Below are 16,858 nucleotides of genomic sequence, written 5' to 3'. Positions count from 1 at the left end.
AGCACCGGACGCTCAGGCAGGGATCGACCCGGTCGACTTGCGAACGATCTGCATCGCCAGTTCCAGCGATTGCTCGTAGTTGAGCCGCGGGTCGACCATGGACTTGTAAGCGCGGTCGAGATCCGCCTCGCTCAGGTCGCGGGCGCCTCCCATGCACTCGGTGACGTCCTCGCCGGTCAGCTCCAGATGCACGCCGCCCAGGCGGGTGCCGGCGGCGGCGTGGATGTCGAAGGCCTGGTCGAGCTCGCCGCGGATATTGTCGAAGCGGCGAGTCTTGTAGCCGTTGGAGGTGGTCTCGGTGTTGCCATGCATGGGATCGGCCACCCACAGCACGCGACGCCCCTCGCGCCGCACCGCATCCAGCAGCGGCGGCAACGCCCGGCCGATCGGCCCGTTACCCATGCGGTGGATCAGGGTCAGGCGACCCGGCTCGTCCTCGGGGTTGAGCGCGTCGATCAGCGGCAGCAACTGGTCCGGCGTGACCGAGGGTCCCACCTTGACCGCGATCGGGTTGCGGATACCTCGGAAGTACTCCACGTGTGCGCCGTCCAGAGCAGCCGTGCGCATGCCGATCCACGGGAAGTGCGTGGACAGGTTGAACCAGCCCTGGTGACGCGGCACCTGGCGAGTCAGCGCCTCCTCGTAGTGCAGCAGCAGGGCTTCATGCGAGGTGAAGAAGTCCACCCGCGAGAACCCGGCGATCGGGCCCGCCAACGTCTCCATGAAGCGCAATGAGTCGCCGATGGCGGCGACCATGCGGCGATACTCCGCCGCCAGGGGGGAGTGCTCAACCCAGGCCAGGTCCCAGTATTCGGGATGATGCAGGTCAGCGAAGCCGCCGTCGATCAGCGCGCGCACGAAGTTCATGGTCAGCGCCGAACGCGCATGCGCCCGGATCAGGCGGTGCGGATCCGCGCGGCGCGACTCCGGGGTGAACTCGGGGCTGTTGACCAGGTCGCCTCGGAAGCACGGCAGCGTCACCCCGTCGCGCGTCTCGGTGTCGGCCGAGCGCGGCTTGGCGTACTGGCCGGCGAAGCGGCCCACGCGCAGCACCGGCTTCTGCAGCCCGTGCACCAGCACCAGGCTCATCTGCAGCAGTACCTTCAGCCGGTTGGAGATCACCGGGCTGGTGCAGTCCGCAAAGCTTTCCGCGCAGTCGCCTCCCTGCAGCAGGAAACGCTTGCCCTCCTGCGCGTCGGCCAGCGCCTGCTTGAGCGAGAGCACCTCCCACGAGGTCACCAGCGGCGGCAGGGTCGCCAGCTCGCCCGTGGCCCGGGCGAGCTCGGCGGCGTCCTCGTAAGTCGGCTGCTGCAGGGCCTGGCGCGCCTGCCAACTGGCAGGCGACCAGTCGGAGGAGAGCTGTGGCGACATGATCGGGGTGGGCATGGCGTGTGACATGGTGTGCGGCTCGTTTCAGGCGCGCTTGCGCGTCGCGGCGACGATGGCCGCGAAGGCCAGCAGCAGATACCAGAGCAGGGTCCAGGCGGGCATGGGCAGGCCGAACACCGGCTCGATCTTGGCGCACTCGCCTGAGCCGGTGAAGACCAGTTTAAGCACCTTGGCGAACGGGAACGTGTCCATCATGTAGCCAAGGTTGGGGCCACAGGCGGGAATCTGGTCCGCCGGCAACGTCTGCAGCCACAAGTGGCGTCCGGCCGTGGCGATGCCCCCCAGCGCTCCCAGCAAGGCCCCGCCCGTATAGATCCAGCGAGCGCCGCCCGTTGGAGCATGCAGCCCGCCTAGCAGGAAGAACACCGCCATCACCATGAAGGCGATGCGCTGGAAGATGCATAGCGGGCACGGAATCATGCCCAGCACGTGTTCGGCATAGAGCGCATAACCCAACAGGGCCACGCAGAGGACGAAACCGGCGAGGGAAAGAGCGCGATACGACCAGCGAAATGGGTTCATGGCCTGAATATGCTGCGTTGCGAAAACGGGACATTACCCGCTTGCCCCGCCCCTGTCAGCCCTGCCCAAAGCCACCGCCTGCCGAAAGAAGGCACAGGTCGCGCAACCATGGCCCGACGCCGAGGCCAAGCCGCCGACCTTGGCCATCTTCGGTGCATGGCCCCCACAGGCCGATCGCGTACACGGCGGGCTCCGACAGCAGGATTCCTGGCATCAGGAAGCAAAAACCCCAGCAGGTTGCCCTGCCAGGGTTTCGCGAAACGCTTGCTTGCTACCGATTACTCGGCGGCAGCCTCAACCTGCGGGCGATCGACCAGCTCGACATACGCCATCGGGGCATTGTCGCCCGGGCGGAAGCCGCACTTGAGGATGCGCAGGTAGCCGCCGGGACGGGTCTGGTAACGGGGACCCAGCTCGACGAACAGCTTGCCCACGGCCTGCTTGTCGCGCAGGCGCGAGAAGGCGAGGCGGCGGTTGGCGACGCCATCGGTCTTGGCGAGCGTGATGAGCGGCTCGGCAATGCGACGGAGTTCCTTCGCCTTGGGAAGGGTGGTGCGGATCAGCTCGTGCTTGATCAGCGACGCAGCCATGTTCTTGAACATGGCTTCGCGGTGGCTGCTCGTGCGGTTGAGCTTGCGACCGGATTTCTGGTGGCGCATGGCAATACTCTCTATGTCTGTTGTTATGAAAAGCCGGCGGTTAGGTCCGACTTCCCGCGGTTACCCGCTGATGAAGCCCTTCGTGGTACGGGCTCTTGTTGAGCAAGACGGCCAAGTGGGCCGTTTCAGGCGTCTGCAAAATCCGAGGCGAAACACACTCGTCAGACTGCCAATACCAAGCGACCAAGGCGGTCGCCCGAATCTTCATGCGGTCCAGGGGACCGCTTTTGGCAGCTGGCGAGCGAACCGAAGGTCGCTCGCCAGTTTGCCGATACTGCCGGCGACCGCGAACGGTCGCCTTCAAACTCAGCCCAGCTGCATGCCGTGCGACAGGCCCGGCGGCGGCCAGTTTTCGAGCTTCATGCCCAGGGCCAGACCGCGGCCACCCAGCACGTCCTTGATTTCGGTCAGGGACTTCTTGCCGAGGTTCGGGGTCTTAAGCAGCTCCACTTCGGTCTTCTGCACCAGATCGCCGATGTAGTAGATGCTCTCGGCCTTCAGGCAGTTGGCCGAACGAACGGTCAGCTCCAGGTCGTCGATCGGACGCAGCAGCAGCGGGTCGAAACCGCCCTTCTCCGCCTTGTCCGTCGCGCTCTCGCGACGCGAGAAGTCACCGAACACCGACAGCTGGTCGTTCAGGATCTCGGCGGCCTTGCGAACCGCGTCTTCCGCACCGATGGTGCCGTTGGTCTCGATGTCCAGCACCAGCTTGTCGAGGTTGGTGCGCTGTTCCACACGGGCAGCGTCCACCTCGTAGGCCACGCGAAGCACCGGCGCGAACGACGCGTCGAGCTGCAGGCGACCGATCGGACGAGCTTCGTCGTCCGGGTGCTGGCGCGCGCTGGCCGGCTGGTAGCCGACGCCGCGACGCACCTTCAGGCGCATGTTGAGCGCGATGTCCTTGGTCAGGTGGCAGATCACGTGCTCGGGGTTGATGATTTCCACCGAGTGGTCGACAACGATGTCGCCGGCCGTGACCACGCCCTTGCCCTTCTTGGACAGGGTCAGGGTGACTTCGTCACCCGTGTGCTGGCGAATCGCCACGTCCTTGAGGTTCAGCAGGACTTCGATCACGTCCTCCTGAAGGCCCTCAAGGGTGGTGTACTCGTGCAGCACGCCATCAATTTCCACCTCGACGATGGCGGAGCCAGGGATCGAGGAGAGCAGCACGCGACGCAGCGCGTTGCCCAGGGTGTGGCCAAAGCCACGCTCGAGCGGCTCCACCACCACCTTGGCACGGTTGGCTCCGAGCTGCTCGACGCTGAGGCCGCGAGGCCGCAGCACGCTAGTTGACGAAACTGCCATGCAGGGCTCCGGTTGATTACTTCGAATAGAGCTCGACGATCAGGCTCTCGTTGATGTCGGTCGGCAGGTCGCCGCGGTCCGGCATCGCCTTGAAGGTGCCTTCGAACTTCTTGCTGTCGACTTCCACCCACTGCGGACGCAGGTCCATGGTGTCGAACACGGTCGCCGCTTCCTGCACGCGCAGCTGGGTGCGGGCGCGCTCGGTCAGGGCCACCACGTCACCGGCGCGAACCTGGTACGAGGGGATGTTCACCTTCTTGCCGTTGACCAGCACAGCCTTGTGGCTGACCAGCTGACGAGCCTGGGCGCGGGTGACCGCGAAGCCCATGCGGTAGACGACGTTGTCCAGACGGCTCTCGAGCAGGCGCAGCAGGTTCTCACCGGTGTTGCCCTTGAGGGTCGACGCCTTGGTGTAGTAGTTGCCGAACTGACGCTCGAGCACGCCGTAGATACGCTTGACCTTCTGCTTTTCACGCAGCTGGTTGGCGTAGTCGGACATGCGCATGCGCTTGTTGGCGCCATGCTGGCCGGGCTTGTTTTCCAGCTTGCACTTGGAGTCGATGGCGCGAGCCGGACTCTTCAGGCTGAGATCTGCACCCTCACGACGGGCGAGTTTGCAGGTAGCTCCACGATAACGGGCCATGGGTATGCTCCTTAGACTCGACGCTTCTTGGGGGGACGGCAGCCGTTATGCGGAATCGGCGTGACGTCGATGATGTTGAGGACCTTGTAACCGAGGGCGTTCAGCGAACGCACGGCCGACTCGCGGCCCGGGCCCGGGCCCTTGATGCGCACTTCCACGGTCTTCACGCCGTAGTCGCCAGCCGCGCGGCCGGCCTTTTCGGCAGCCACCTGGGCAGCGAACGGGGTCGACTTGCGCGAACCGCGGAAACCCGCGCCGCCGGCAGTCGCCCACGACAGGGCGTTGCCCTGGCGGTCGGTGATCGTGACGATGGTGTTGTTGAAGGAGGCTTGCACGTGGGCCACGGCATCCGTGACAACGCGCTTGATCTTCTTCTTGGTCTTGACAGGCTTGGCCATGTTCGGAATCCGTTACTTCTTGATGGCGCGACGCGGACCCTTGCGGGTGCGTGCATTGGTACGCGTGCGCTGGCCGCGCACCGGCAGGCCGCGGCGATGACGCAGACCACGGTAGCAACCCAGATCCATCAGACGCTTGATGGCGATACCCACCTCGCGACGAAGATCACCTTCGACGACGTACTTGCCGATTTCGTGACGAAGCTTCTCGACTTCGCCTTCACTCAGGGACTTGATCTGCGTGGTGGGAACCACGCCTGCGTCCGCGCAGACCTTCTTGGCCCGGCTGCGGCCGATCCCGTAAATGCTCTGCAGACCGACCCAGACATGCTTCTGGACCGGCAAATTGACACCCGCGATGCGCGCCATGATGTACTTTCTCCGATGCGTTTCGTGCGCGGTAAACGCGCAATTCTAACCGTAAACAACCCAACAGGAAAGCCCTGCGGCGCCAGGGGCGCCGCTGCCCTCCAAACCAGACCAACTTCCCACCACCCCAGCAGCCATCAGTTGCGGCGGAGGTTGGCCTTCTTGAGCAGGCTTTCGTACTGGTGACTGACCAAGTGCGCCTGCACCTGGGCAGTGAAATCCATCACCACAACCACCACGATCAGCAGAGAGGTGCCGCCGAAGTAGAACGGGACGTGCCACGCCTTTTGCATAAACGAGGGAACCAGACAGACCAGCACCAGGTAGATGGCGCCGACACCGGTCAGACGGGTCATCACGTTATCGATGTAATCGGCCGTCGAACGGCCGGGACGGATACCCGGAATCAAGGCGCCGGAGCGCTTCAGGTTGTCCGCCGTCTCCTGGGAGTTGAACACGATCGCCGTATAGAAGAAGGCGAAGGTGATCACCAGCACCGCGAAGACGATGTCGTACAGGGGCTCACCCGGGGTCAGCGCCTGGGTCAGCTCCGTCAGCCAGCGAGACTGGTGGCCAGCGCTGAACCACGTGGCCGCGGTCGCCGGGAACATCAGCAGGCTCGAGGCGAAGATCGGCGGGATCACGCCCGACATGTTGATCTTCAGCGGCAGGTGCGAGGTCTGGTTCATGTAGGCCCGCTGCCCGCCGGAACGCCGCGCGTAGTTCACGGTGATCCGCCGCTGGGCGCGCTCCATGAAGACCACGAACGCCGTCACCGCGAGGATCAGGCCGACCACCATGATCATCTTGATCACGGAGAGCTCGCCATTGCTGGCCATGGTCAGGGTGTGCGCCACCGCGCCCGGCAAGCCGGCCACGATGCCGGCGAAGATCAGCAGCGAGATACCGTTGCCGATACCACGCTCGGTGATCTGCTCACCCAGCCACATCAGGAACATCGTGCCGGCGGTGAGGCCGACAATCGACGCCATGACGAAGCCCATGCCGGGGGTATACACCACCGGGGCGCCGCCCGCGGACACCTGCTTCTGCAGGGCCACCGCGATGCCGAACGCCTGGAAGGCGGCCAGGCCAACCGTGCCGAAGCGGGTGTAGGTGGTCATCTTGCGACGACCAGCCTCACCTTCCTTGCGCAGCGCCTGCAGGCTCGGGATGACCGAACCCATCATCTGGATCACGATCGACGCCGAGATGTACGGCACCACGCCAAGCGCGAACACCGAGAAGCGTGCCAGCGAGCCACCCGAGAACATGTTGAACATGTTCATCAAGCCGCCGCCCTGCTCGATCAGGTTCGTCATGGCTTCCGGGTTGACGCCCGGGACCGGGATGAAGGAACCAAGACGGAAGACGATCAGCGCACCAATCACGAAGAAGATGCGCTGACGCAGTTCCGTCAGCTTGCCGAGCGATCCGAGCGATGTGCCCTGGGCTGCCGCCACGAGATTACTCCACGCTGCCGCCGGCAGCTTCGATCGCTGCCTTGGCGCCGGCCGTGGCCAGCACGCCCGACAGCTTCACCGCGCGGCCGATCTCGCCCTTGAGGACAACCTTGACCTTCTTGGCGCGGCTGTCGATCAGACCGGCCTGGTGCAGGACGATCGGGTCGATCACGTCAGCCTTCAGGGTGGCCAGCTGGTACAGGAACACTTCCTGGCTCTCCGCCTTCTTCAGCGAGCGGAAGCCCACCTTCGGCAGGCGGCGCTGCAGCGGCATCTGACCGCCTTCGAAGCCGTACTTGTGGGTGCCGCCCGCGCGAGCGTGCTGACCCTTGTGACCGCGACCAGCGGTCTTGCCCAGGCCCGAACCGATACCGCGACCCACGCGAAGGCGGGTCTTGCGGGAACCGGCGGCCGGCTTGATGTCGTTAAGACGCATGGTAATTACTCCTCAACCCGCACGAGGTAATAGACCGTGTTGATCAGGCCACGCACCTGCGGGCTGTCCTTCAGTTCACGGACGTCGTTGAGCTTGCTCAAGCCAAGCGCCTGCACGCTCAGGCGATGGCGGTGCTGCACACCGCGCAGACCCTTGACCAGACGCACGCGCACAGTGGCGGCGGTTTCGTTCTTAGCCATTGCCCAGCACCTCTTCGATGGTCTTGCCGCGCTTGGCAGCGATCTGCTTCGGCGAGGCAACGGCCTGCAGGCCCTTGATGGTCGCGCGGACCAGGTTGATCGGGTTGCGCGAGCCGACGGCCTTGGCCAGCACGTTCTTCACGCCCACCACTTCCAGCACAGCGCGCATGGCGCCGCCGGCGATGACGCCGGTACCTTCGGAGGCCGGCTGCATGAACACGCGGGCTGCACCGTGGTTGGCCTTGATGGCGTACCACAGGGTGCCGTTGTTCAGATCGATGCTCACCATGTTGCGGCGGGCGCGGTCCATGGCCTTGGAGATGGCGACCGGCACTTCACGCGCCTTGCCATAGCCGAAGCCCACGCGACCTTCGCCGTCGCCGACCACGGTCAGCGCGGTGAAGCTCATCTGGCGGCCACCCTTGACGGTCTTGGCCACGCGGTTGACGGCAATCAGCTTCTCGAGCAGGCCGTCGGAATTTTCGCGATCGGTAGAAGACATGTTTTTTTCCGTATGCCCGGCTAACCGGGACTTTTGCTTGCGGCTAAGCCGCTTGGAGTTGTAGGTACTGCTGTTGGCTTCAGGCGCCGGGATCAGCCGGCGCCTGAAACCGACCGGCTTAGAACTTCAGGCCGGCTTCGCGGGCTGCATCAGCCAGCGCCTTGATACGACCGTGGAAGCGGAAGCCCGAGCGATCGAACGCCACGGACTCGATACCAGCGGCCAGGGCGCGCTCAGCCACCGCCTTACCGACAGCGGCAGCTGCGGTCAGGTTCTTGGTGCCCTTCAGGCCCTCGGCGACCGACTTCTGCACGGTCGACGCGGCAGCCACCACGCTCTGGCCATCGGCGGCGAACACCTGTGCGTACAGGTGCTGACCGGTGCGATGCACCGACAGGCGGGCCACGGCGAGCTTGCGGATGTGCGCGCGAGTCGACTTGGCGCGACGCAGGCGGGATTCGTTCTTGTTCATCGTGTTCTCTCCAGGAAGCGGATAGACCCTTAGGCCTTCTTGGCTTCCTTCAGGGTGATCTTCTCGCCCGAGTAGCGGACGCCCTTGCCCTTGTACGGCTCCGGCGGACGGAACGAGCGGATCTTGGCGGCCACTTCACCCACGCGCTGCTTGTCCGAACCTTTGATCAGGATTTCGGTCTGCGACGGGGTTTCGATGGAGATGCCTTCCGGCGCATCGAACACGACCGGGTGCGAGAAGCCCAGGGCGATGTTCAGCGACTTGCCGGCCATCGAGGCACGGTAGCCCACGCCGACCAGCTCGAGCTTGCGCTCGTAACCGTCGGACACGCCCTTGACCATGTTGGCCAGCAGCGCACGCAGGGTGCCACCGAACTTGTCGTCGGCGCCCTCGGCCACGGCGATGTTCGCCACGCCGTTCTCGATGGACACGGAAGCGCCCGGGAGCGCGTGAGTCGCCAGGGTGCCCTTCGGGCCCTTGACGGTGATGCCATTGGCGTTCGAGGTGATCTCGACGCCCTTCGGCAGGGTAATCGGCTTTTTGGCAACGCGGGACATCGTCGACTCCTTATGCGACCTGGCCGATGACTTCGCCGCCCAGACCCTTGGCACGGGCCTGCGCGTCGGTCAGCAAACCGGCGGAAGTCGAGATGATCGAGATACCCAGGCCACCCAGGACCTTCGGCAGCTCGTCCTTGCCGCGGTAGACGCGGAGGCCGGAGCGGCTGACACGGGCAATGGATTCGATGGCCGGACGGCCTTCGAAATACTTGAGCTTGATCTCGAGCACCGGCTTGCCTTCCACGGAGGAGGCCTTGGCGTCGAGGATATAGCCCTCGTTCTTGAGAAGGTTGGCGATGGCCACCTTCAGCTTCGACGACGGCATGTTTACGGTCTGCTTGCCCGTGAGCTGGGCGTTGCGGATGCGCGTAAACAGATCGGCGATGGGATCAGTCATGCTCATGAAAACATCCTTCAGAGTGCACCGATATCCGAAAAACCGGAAATCAATATTGAGTTGTATGCCGGCACAGTGACCGGTCTGCGAAGTGCAGACCATCGACTATAGCAGCATTTTTCCGACTTTGCGAATCTCGGCGCGTATTCGCGCCAACGACGGCAGGCCGCGGGGCCTGCCGCCGCATCGAGCAAGGGAGGGTATGCACCCGCCCTGCCCTGTTTGGGGTCTTACCAGCTGGCCTTGCGCAGGCCAGGTACGTCGCCACGCATGGTGGCTTCGCGCAGCTTGTTACGGCCGAGGCCGAACTTCTGGTACACGGCGCGCGGACGACCGGTCAGCGCGCAGCGGGTACGCTGGCGGGCCGGGCTGGCGTCACGCGGCTGCTTCTGCAGCTTGGCCTGGGCGTCCATCTTCTCCTCGTAGGAGGCGGTGGGGCTCAGCACAATCGCCTTCAGTTCGGCGCGCTTGGCGGCGTACTTCTTGACGAGCTTGGTCCGCTTGAGGTCGCGGTTAACCATCGAGGTCTTGGCCATGTGTCTCTCGCGACTCTCTTAGTTGCGGAACGGGAAGCTGAAGGCTTCCAGCAGCGCCTTGGCTTCTTCGTCGGTCTTGGCGGTGGTGGTGATGGAGATGTCCATACCACGCATCGCGTCGACGGCGTCGAAGTCGATTTCCGGGAAGATGATCTGTTCCTTGATGCCGAAGTTGTAGTTACCACGGCCATCGAAGGCGCGACCCGACACACCACGGAAGTCGCGCGTACGCGGCAGCGAGATGTTGATCAGGCGATCGAGGAATTCCCACATCTGGGCGCGGCGCAGGGTGACCTTGCAACCGATCGGCCAGCCGTCGCGGATCTTGAACGAGGCGACCGACACGCGGGCCTTGGTCTGGATCGGCTTCTGGCCCGAGATCTTGGCCATGTCGGCCACGGCGTTCTCGAGCACCTTCTTGTTGCCGGCGGCTTCGCCCACGCCCATATTCAGCGTGATCTTGGTGATGCGGGGAACCTGCATCACGTTCTGGTAACCAAAACGCTCGGTGAGCTTCTTGATGACCTGGTCTTTGTAAAACGTTTCGAGACGCGTCGTCATGATTTATTCCTTACGCGTCCACAACTTCGCCGTTGGACTTGAACACGCGCACCTTACGCCCATCAGAGAGCGTCTTGGCGCCAACGCGCTCACCCTTGCCCGTGGCAGAGTTGAACAGCTGGACGTTGGAGATGTGGATCGAAGCTTCACGCTCGACGATGCCGCCAGCCTGGTTGGCCTGGGGGTTCGGCTTGGTGTGACGCTTGACCAGGTTCACGTTGGAGACGAACACGCGGTCGCCATCAACGCGCAGCACGTCGCCGCGCTGACCCTTGTTCTTGCCGGTGATCACGAGGACCTGATCACCCTTGCGGATACGGTTCATGGTCTGGACTCCGCTCAGAGCACTTCGGGCGCGAGGGAGACGATCTTCATGAACTTCTCGCTGCGCAGCTCGCGGGTGACCGGCCCGAAGATACGGGTGCCGATCGGCTCGAGCTTGTTGTTGAGGAGGACCGCTGCGTTGCCGTCGAAACGGATCAGCGAGCCATCGGGACGGCGCACACCCTTGGCGGTACGAACCACCACGGCGTTGTACACCTCACCCTTCTTCACCTTGCCGCGGGGGATGGCATCCTTCACGGTGACCTTGATCACGTCACCGATCGCGGCGTAACGACGCTTGGAGCCGCCGAGCACCTTGATGCACATCAGTTCGCGGGCGCCGCTATTGTCAGCCGCGGAAAGCGTGCTTTGCATCTGGATCATGTCTGCACCCTCCCTTAGACGTTAGCGCGCGTGATGATTTCGACCACGCGGTGATGCTTGGTCTTGGACAGAGGACGGCATTCCGCGATGCGGACCAGGTCGCCTTCGTTGGCGCCCAGATCGTTCTGCGCGTGCAGCTTGGTCGAACGACGGATGATCTTGCCGATCAGCGGATGCTGTTCCTGGCGCTCGATCAGGACCGTCACGGTCTTGTCCATCTTGTTGCTGATGACGCGGCCCTCGAGGGTGCGCGTCTGCTTCTGGTTGTCGCTCATATCGGCCGTCCCTTACTTCTTGCCGCCGAGCACGAACTTCGTGCGGGCGATGTCGCGCCGAACTCGGCGCAGCTGGTGCGGCTGGTTGAGCTGGCCGGTGCCCTTCTGCATGCGCAGGTTGAACTGCTCCTTGCGCAGGTCCAGCAGGTGCTTATTCAGCTCTTCGGCCGTCTTGTTGGTCAGATCTTTGATGGCCATATCACATCACCGCCCTGGTCACGAATTGGGTCTGGACCGAGAGCTTGGCCGCGGCCAGGCGGAACGCCTCGCGTGCGGAGGCTTCGTCGATACCCTCGATTTCATACAGCATGCGGCCCGGCTGGATCGGAGCGACCCAGTATTCGACGCCACCCTTACCGGCGCCCATTCGAACTTCGATGGGCTTCTTGGTGATGGGCTTGTCCGGGTACACGCGGATCCACAGCTTGCCGCCGCGCTTCACGAAGCGGGTGATGCAACGACGGCCGGCCTCGATCTGGCGGGCGGTCAGTGCACCGTGCGTGGTCGCCTTCAGGCCGAACTCGCCAAAGCTGACGAGGTTCGAGCAGAAAGCCAGACCATCGTTACGGCCCTTGAACTGCTTACGGAATTTGGTTCGCTTGGGTTGCAGCATGGCAACTCTCCTTACTTCGCCGTCCGCTCGCGACGGCCTTCACCGCCCTCGCGACGCGATTCACGACGACCCTCACCACCCTCACGGCGCGGCTGGGACTGCTCTTCCTTCGGCTCCTGGTTGACCTGGGACAGATCGAAGATCTCGCCCTTGTAGATCCACACCTTGATGCCGATGATGCCGTAGGTGGTCTTCGCCTCGGCGAAGCCATAGTCGATGTCCGCACGCAGGGTATGCAGCGGTACGCGACCTTCACGGGCCCATTCGGAACGAGCAATCTCAGCGCCGTTCAGACGGCCAGAGACATTGATCTTGATGCCCAGTGCGCCCAGGCGCATCGCATTGCCGACCGAGCGCTTCATCGCGCGGCGGAACATGATGCGACGCTCCAGCTGCTGCGCGATCGACTCGGCAACCAGCTGCGCGTCCAGCTCGGGCTTGCGCACTTCGCTGACGTTGATGTGCGCCGGAACGCCCATCATGTCGCTGACTTCCTTGCGCAGCTTCTCGATGTCCTCACCCTTCTTGCCGATCACCACGCCCGGACGGGCGGTGTGGATCGTCACGCGCGCGGTCTTGGCCGGACGCTCGATGAGGATCTTCGAAATGCCGGCCTGGGCCAGCTTCTTGCGCAGCATCTCGCGGACCTTCAGGTCGGCAGCGAGGTACTGGGCGTATTCGCCCTTGTTGGCGTACCACTTCGAGTTCCAGTCCTTGGCAATGCCGAGGCGGATACCGGTGGGATGAACTTTATGACCCATCGTCTATGTCCTCTTAGTTGCCAACGACCACAGTGATGTGGCTCGTGCGCTTCAGGATGCGGGAACCGCGGCCCTTGGCGCGGGCGTACATGCGCTTCATCGCCGGACCCTCGTCCACGAAGATGCGTGCGACCTTCAGCTCGTCGACATCGGCGCCGAGGTTGTTCTCGGCGTTGGCGACGGCCGACAGCAGCACCTTGCGAACAATGGCTGCGGCCTTCTTGTTGGTGAACTGGAGCACGTCGCTGGCTCGGCCCACGGGCATGCCGCGGACCAGGTCAGCCACCAGGCGTGCCTTCTGCGCCGAAATGCGGGCGCTGCGCAGGATCGCTTTGGCTTCAGTGCTCATCACTTGCCCTTCTTGTCGCCGCCATGGCCCTTGAAGGTACGGGTCACCGCGAACTCGCCGAGCTTGTGCCCGACCATGTTCTCGTTGACCAGCACGGGGACATGCTGACGGCCGTTGTGGATGGCGATGGTCAGGCCGACCATTTCCGGCAGGATCATCGAGCGACGCGACCAGGTCTTGATCGGGCGCTTGTTGTTGGCGGAAACGGCGGCTTCCACCTTCTTTACGAGGTGCAGGTCAACGAACGGACCTTTCTTTAGAGAGCGCGGCATAGTCGTTTCCTATTACTTGCGACGACGCACGATGAACTGCTGCGTGCGCTTGTTGTTGCGGGTCTTGTAGCCCTTGGTCGGCGTGCCCCACGGGCTGACCGGATGACGGCCACCGGAGGTACGGCCTTCACCACCGCCGTGCGGATGGTCGACCGGGTTCATCACGACACCGCGAACGGTCGGACGGATGCCGAGCCAGCGCTTGGCGCCGGCCTTGCCGAGCTTCTTCAGGCTGTGTTCGCTGTTGCCGACTTCACCGATGGTGGCGCGGCAGTCGACCGGCACGCGACGCATTTCGCCCGAACGGAGGCGAAGCGTGGCGTAGCCCGACTCGCGAGCCACCAGCTGGACCGAGGCGCCGGCGGAGCGTGCGATCTGCGCACCCTTGCCCGGCTTCATCTCGATGCAGTGGATGGTCGAACCCACCGGGATCGCGCGCAGCGGCAGGCTGTTGCCGGCCTTGATCGGCGCGTCGCTGCCCGACACCAGACGGTCGCCCACCTGCACGCCCTTCGGCGCGATGATGTAGCGGCGCTCGCCATCGGCGTAGCACAGCAGCGCGATGTGCGCGGTGCGGTTGGGATCGTACTCGATGCGCTCGACGCGGGCGGCAATGCCTTCCTTGTCGCGCTTGAAGTCGATGATGCGGTAACGCTGCTTGTGACCGCCGCCCTGGTGACGAACGGTGATGCGACCGTAATGGTTGCGACCGCCGTTCTTGTTCTTGGCTTCGGTCAGGGCTGCGTACGGCGCGCCCTTGTGCAGACCTTCGGTACGAACGCTGACTGCGTCGCGGCGTCCGGGGGAGGTCGGCTTATGAGTGATCAGTGCCATCTCAATTCAACTCCTGGCTCAGGCCTTGGTCGACACGTCGATGGTCTGACCATCAGCGAGGCGAACGTAGGCCTTGCGCTTGCCCTGGCGGCTGCCAGCGCGGAAACGGAAGGACTTGACCTTGCCCTTGGCGTTGACGAGGTTCACCTGCTCGACCTTGACGTCGAACATCTGTTCCACCGCAGCGCGGACATCGGCCTTGGTTGCCTCGGGGGCGACCACGAAAACGTACTGGTTCTTCTCGGCGACGCGTGCAGCCTTCTCCGAGATGTGCGGCGCGCGCAGCGTATTCAGGATGCGTTCGTTGCTCATGCCAGCCACTCCTCGATCTTCTTCACCGCATCGACGGTCATGACGATGTGGTCCGAACCGACCAGGCTGACCGGGTTCAGCGCCAGCACGTCCACAACGTGGATGTACGGGATGTTGCGCGCGGCCAGGAAGGTCGCCTCGTTGGCGTCTTCCGAGACCAGCAGCACGCGGCCGGAAACCTGCAGCTCGGCCAGCTTGGCGACCATCGCCTTGGTCTTCGGCGTTTCGATGCCGAAGCTCTCGACGACCTTCAGGCGATCCTGGCGGATCAGCTCGGAAAGGATCGAACGAATAGCGACGCGGTAAGCCTTGCGGTTGACCTTCTGCTCGTAGTTGCGCGGCTTGGCTGCGAACGTGACACCACCGCCCACGAAGATCGGAGCGCGGTAGTCGCCGTGACGAGCGCCGCCGCCCTTCTGCTTCTTGAACTTCTTGGTGGTACCCGACAGCTCACCACGCGACAGCTGGGCCTTGGTACCGGCGCGACCGCCGGCCTGGTAGGCCACAACCACCTGGTGGATCAGAGCCTGCTTGAACTCACCGCCGAACACTTCGTCCGACACGTTGAGCGGCTTGGCGCCAATGACATTGATTTCCATGGCGTCTCTCCTCAGCCCTTGGTCGTCGGACGGATGACGACGTCGCCGCCGGTAGCACCCGGCACCGCGCCCTTCACCGCGATCAGATGACGCTCGGCGTCGACCTTGACCACTTCCAGGCCCTGCTGCGTGCGGTTCACTGCACCCATGTGACCTGCCATCTTCTTGCCCGGGAACACGCGACCCGGGGTCTGGCGCTGACCGATAGAACCCGGCGCACGATGCGACAGCGAGTTACCGTGGGTCGCGTCGCCCATGGTGAAGTTGTGACGCTTGATGGTGCCCTGGAAGCCCTTGCCCTTCGACACGCCGGCGACGTCAACAATCTGACCCACCGAGAACACGTCGTCAGCCTTGATCTCGGCGCCCACGCTGTACTTGCCGAGGTCGTCGGCAGACACGCGGAACTCCCACAGACCACGACCCGGCTCAACCTTCGCCTTGGCGTAGTGACCCTTCAGCGGCTGCGTCAGCAGGCTGGCGCGCTTGACGCCCGCCGCGACCTGCACAGCGCTGTAACCATCGTTATCTTCCGTCTTCAGCTGGGTGACGCGATTCGGGGTGGCTTCAATCAGCGTCACCGGAATCGAGCGTCCATCTTCAGTGAAGAGTCGGCTCATGCCGCACTTGCGGCCAACCAGTCCGATACTCATCTTCGTATCCTGTTTATCGCTCAACCGAGCTTGATCTGAACATCAACGCCAGCGGCGAGATCAAGCTTCATGAGCGCGTCCACGGTCTTGTCGTTGGGGTCGACGATGTCGAGCACGCGCTTGTGCGTACGGGTCTCGTACTGGTCGCGGGCATCTTTGTCGACGTGCGGCGACACCAGAATGGTGTAGCGCTCGATCTTGGTCGGGAGCGGAATCGGGCCGAGAACCGTAGCGCCGGTGCGCTTGGCCGTCTCGACGATTTCGCTGGCCGAACGGTCGATCAGACGATGATCGAACGCCTTGAGCCGGATGCGAATCTTTTGGTTCGCCATAAACCGTGTCCTGTTATCGAAAGAACAAATACTGTGAACCGGGAAGGCTTCTCACCTACCCGCACAACCCATTGTCGCTGCGGTACTGCAAGTCGACGCGACGAGCGACAGCATGTCGCGGAATCGACCCTAAAAGACTAGGCAGGCCCTAAACGAGCCCGCCCAGACGGAAAAGTATAAAACGCGCGAAATGGCCCAGTCAACAAAGCGTCACGCCTCGTTGCCCAAGCCCTCTCTTGCGTATTGGCCGTCCTGGCCAGCGAACTCGAAGCACTTCCTGCGCCTCATTTCGCTGTAAGGTCATTGGAGCAAGACTCCAATGACAGGCAAGACCGCGACTATAGCTGGAAATTTAGCCAAAGGAAAGCCCCAAATCCCTCTCGAGGCCGAATTTCCAAAAAAAAAGCCGACCCGGAGGTCGGCTTTTCTTCGGTTGTCGCCCGAAGGCGACAACACAGGGTCTTACTTGATGACCTTGGCCACCACGCCGGCGCCGACGGTACGGCCGCCTTCGCGAATGGCGAAGCGCAGGCCCTGGTCCATGGCGATCGGGTGGATCAGGGTGACAACCATCTTGATGTTGTCGCCCGGCATGACCATCTCGACGCCTTCCGGCAGTTCGATGGCGCCGGTCACGTCGGTCGTGCGGAAGTAGAACTGCGGGCGGTAGCCCTTGAAGAACGGGGTATGACGGCCACCCTCGTCCTTCGACAGCACGTACACTTCGGCTTCGAAGTC

The 16,858-nt window shown here is 63.5% G+C and carries 30 protein-coding genes; all 30 read right to left on the bottom strand.

From position 1 onward, the window contains the following. Positions 1–12 precede the first annotated feature (12 nt). Positions 13–1,398, bottom strand: a complete 1,386-nt coding sequence (locus DVT68_RS12230) for a class II 3-deoxy-7-phosphoheptulonate synthase (RefSeq protein ID WP_425477497.1) — start codon at positions 1,396–1,398, stop codon at positions 13–15. 15 nt (positions 1,399–1,413) lie between these two features. Next, a complete protein-coding gene (locus DVT68_RS12225; protein WP_114825383.1) occupies positions 1,414–1,911 on the bottom strand; it encodes a disulfide bond formation protein B in 498 nt (165 codons plus the stop codon). 278 nt (positions 1,912–2,189) lie between these two features. After that, entirely contained in the window at positions 2,190–2,570 is a 381-nt protein-coding gene (gene rplQ / locus DVT68_RS12220) for a 50S ribosomal protein L17 (RefSeq protein WP_114825382.1), read from the bottom strand. A 306-nt stretch (positions 2,571–2,876) separates the two neighbouring features. Beyond that, positions 2,877–3,875, bottom strand: coding sequence for a DNA-directed RNA polymerase subunit alpha (locus DVT68_RS12215; protein WP_114825381.1), 999 nt, complete (start codon positions 3,873–3,875; stop codon positions 2,877–2,879). 16 nt (positions 3,876–3,891) lie between these two features. Next, on the bottom strand, positions 3,892–4,518 hold the full coding sequence (rpsD, locus tag DVT68_RS12210) for a 30S ribosomal protein S4 (protein WP_114825380.1): 627 nt from the start codon (positions 4,516–4,518) through the stop codon (positions 3,892–3,894). Between the two features lie 11 nt (positions 4,519–4,529). Beyond that, the gene (gene rpsK / locus DVT68_RS12205) at positions 4,530–4,916 is read right to left on the bottom strand and encodes a 30S ribosomal protein S11 (RefSeq protein ID WP_007513384.1); all 387 of its coding nucleotides are present in this window, start codon (positions 4,914–4,916) and stop codon (positions 4,530–4,532) included. A 12-nt stretch (positions 4,917–4,928) separates the two neighbouring features. Then, on the bottom strand, positions 4,929–5,285 hold the full coding sequence (rpsM, locus tag DVT68_RS12200; RefSeq protein ID WP_019464879.1) for a 30S ribosomal protein S13: 357 nt from the start codon (positions 5,283–5,285) through the stop codon (positions 4,929–4,931). A 137-nt stretch (positions 5,286–5,422) separates the two neighbouring features. Beyond that, a complete protein-coding gene (gene secY / locus DVT68_RS12195; RefSeq protein WP_114825379.1) occupies positions 5,423–6,748 on the bottom strand; it encodes a preprotein translocase subunit SecY in 1,326 nt (441 codons plus the stop codon). A gap of 4 nt (positions 6,749–6,752) precedes the next feature. After that, positions 6,753–7,190 carry a 50S ribosomal protein L15 gene (gene rplO, locus DVT68_RS12190; RefSeq protein WP_199536073.1) on the bottom strand — a complete coding sequence of 146 codons (438 nt, stop codon included), beginning with the start codon at positions 7,188–7,190 and terminating at the stop codon, positions 6,753–6,755. Then, a complete protein-coding gene (gene rpmD, locus DVT68_RS12185) occupies positions 7,190–7,384 on the bottom strand; it encodes a 50S ribosomal protein L30 (RefSeq protein WP_114825377.1) in 195 nt (64 codons plus the stop codon). The genes rplO and rpmD overlap by 1 nt, the downstream gene beginning before the upstream one ends. After that, complete coding sequence (rpsE, locus tag DVT68_RS12180) at positions 7,377–7,886, bottom strand: 30S ribosomal protein S5 (RefSeq protein ID WP_019464883.1); 510 nt, start codon at positions 7,884–7,886, stop codon at positions 7,377–7,379. Before rpsE ends, rpmD begins: the two co-directional genes overlap by 8 nt. 118 nt (positions 7,887–8,004) lie before the next feature. Beyond that, the gene (gene rplR / locus DVT68_RS12175; protein ID WP_114825376.1) at positions 8,005–8,358 is read right to left on the bottom strand and encodes a 50S ribosomal protein L18; all 354 of its coding nucleotides are present in this window, start codon (positions 8,356–8,358) and stop codon (positions 8,005–8,007) included. 29 nt (positions 8,359–8,387) lie between these two features. Further along, positions 8,388–8,915: a 50S ribosomal protein L6 gene (rplF, locus tag DVT68_RS12170; RefSeq protein ID WP_114825375.1), complete on the bottom strand. Its 528-nt coding sequence runs from the start codon at positions 8,913–8,915 to the stop codon at positions 8,388–8,390. Between the two features lie 10 nt (positions 8,916–8,925). Next, positions 8,926–9,321 carry a 30S ribosomal protein S8 gene (gene rpsH / locus DVT68_RS12165; RefSeq protein WP_114825374.1) on the bottom strand — a complete coding sequence of 132 codons (396 nt, stop codon included), beginning with the start codon at positions 9,319–9,321 and terminating at the stop codon, positions 8,926–8,928. Positions 9,322–9,545: 224 nt separating this feature from the next. Beyond that, positions 9,546–9,851 carry a 30S ribosomal protein S14 gene (gene rpsN, locus DVT68_RS12160; protein ID WP_038620418.1) on the bottom strand — a complete coding sequence of 102 codons (306 nt, stop codon included), beginning with the start codon at positions 9,849–9,851 and terminating at the stop codon, positions 9,546–9,548. A gap of 18 nt (positions 9,852–9,869) precedes the next feature. After that, on the bottom strand, positions 9,870–10,412 hold the full coding sequence (rplE, locus tag DVT68_RS12155; RefSeq protein WP_038620419.1) for a 50S ribosomal protein L5: 543 nt from the start codon (positions 10,410–10,412) through the stop codon (positions 9,870–9,872). A gap of 10 nt (positions 10,413–10,422) precedes the next feature. Next, positions 10,423–10,737 (bottom strand): 50S ribosomal protein L24, encoded by a 315-nt coding sequence (gene rplX / locus DVT68_RS12150; RefSeq protein ID WP_019464889.1) that lies wholly within the window; start codon positions 10,735–10,737, stop codon positions 10,423–10,425. A 14-nt stretch (positions 10,738–10,751) separates the two neighbouring features. After that, positions 10,752–11,120: a 50S ribosomal protein L14 gene (gene rplN / locus DVT68_RS12145; RefSeq protein WP_038620422.1), complete on the bottom strand. Its 369-nt coding sequence runs from the start codon at positions 11,118–11,120 to the stop codon at positions 10,752–10,754. Between the two features lie 14 nt (positions 11,121–11,134). Then, a complete protein-coding gene (rpsQ, locus tag DVT68_RS12140) occupies positions 11,135–11,395 on the bottom strand; it encodes a 30S ribosomal protein S17 (RefSeq protein ID WP_114239849.1) in 261 nt (86 codons plus the stop codon). Between the two features lie 12 nt (positions 11,396–11,407). Further along, a complete protein-coding gene (rpmC, locus tag DVT68_RS12135; RefSeq protein WP_019464891.1) occupies positions 11,408–11,593 on the bottom strand; it encodes a 50S ribosomal protein L29 in 186 nt (61 codons plus the stop codon). Position 11,594: 1 nt separating this feature from the next. Then, the gene (rplP, locus tag DVT68_RS12130; RefSeq protein WP_114825373.1) at positions 11,595–12,008 is read right to left on the bottom strand and encodes a 50S ribosomal protein L16; all 414 of its coding nucleotides are present in this window, start codon (positions 12,006–12,008) and stop codon (positions 11,595–11,597) included. Between the two features lie 11 nt (positions 12,009–12,019). After that, positions 12,020–12,769 (bottom strand): 30S ribosomal protein S3, encoded by a 750-nt coding sequence (gene rpsC, locus DVT68_RS12125; RefSeq protein ID WP_038620438.1) that lies wholly within the window; start codon positions 12,767–12,769, stop codon positions 12,020–12,022. Between the two features lie 13 nt (positions 12,770–12,782). Further along, positions 12,783–13,118 (bottom strand): 50S ribosomal protein L22, encoded by a 336-nt coding sequence (gene rplV / locus DVT68_RS12120; protein ID WP_114825372.1) that lies wholly within the window; start codon positions 13,116–13,118, stop codon positions 12,783–12,785. After that, complete coding sequence (gene rpsS / locus DVT68_RS12115; RefSeq protein WP_017461870.1) at positions 13,118–13,390, bottom strand: 30S ribosomal protein S19; 273 nt, start codon at positions 13,388–13,390, stop codon at positions 13,118–13,120. Before rpsS ends, rplV begins: the two co-directional genes overlap by 1 nt. Positions 13,391–13,402: 12 nt before the next feature. Beyond that, a complete protein-coding gene (gene rplB / locus DVT68_RS12110; RefSeq protein ID WP_074547430.1) occupies positions 13,403–14,224 on the bottom strand; it encodes a 50S ribosomal protein L2 in 822 nt (273 codons plus the stop codon). Between the two features lie 18 nt (positions 14,225–14,242). Then, positions 14,243–14,536 (bottom strand): 50S ribosomal protein L23, encoded by a 294-nt coding sequence (gene rplW / locus DVT68_RS12105; protein WP_114825371.1) that lies wholly within the window; start codon positions 14,534–14,536, stop codon positions 14,243–14,245. Next, positions 14,533–15,135, bottom strand: coding sequence for a 50S ribosomal protein L4 (rplD, locus tag DVT68_RS12100; protein ID WP_114825370.1), 603 nt, complete (start codon positions 15,133–15,135; stop codon positions 14,533–14,535). The genes rplW and rplD overlap by 4 nt, the downstream gene beginning before the upstream one ends. Positions 15,136–15,146: 11 nt before the next feature. Beyond that, positions 15,147–15,788 (bottom strand): 50S ribosomal protein L3, encoded by a 642-nt coding sequence (gene rplC / locus DVT68_RS12095; protein WP_038620449.1) that lies wholly within the window; start codon positions 15,786–15,788, stop codon positions 15,147–15,149. 20 nt (positions 15,789–15,808) lie between these two features. Next, positions 15,809–16,120 carry a 30S ribosomal protein S10 gene (rpsJ, locus tag DVT68_RS12090; RefSeq protein ID WP_014402136.1) on the bottom strand — a complete coding sequence of 104 codons (312 nt, stop codon included), beginning with the start codon at positions 16,118–16,120 and terminating at the stop codon, positions 15,809–15,811. Positions 16,121–16,582: 462 nt separating this feature from the next. After that, the coding region (locus tag DVT68_RS12085; RefSeq protein WP_484488900.1) for an EF-Tu C-terminal domain-related protein at positions 16,583–16,858 on the bottom strand (276 nt) is incomplete at its 5' end.

The sequence above is a fragment of the Dyella solisilvae genome (assembly GCF_003351225.1).
Lineage (GTDB): Bacteria > Pseudomonadota > Gammaproteobacteria > Xanthomonadales > Rhodanobacteraceae > Dyella > Dyella solisilvae.
This window is presented reverse-complemented; position numbering and strand designations above follow the sequence as displayed.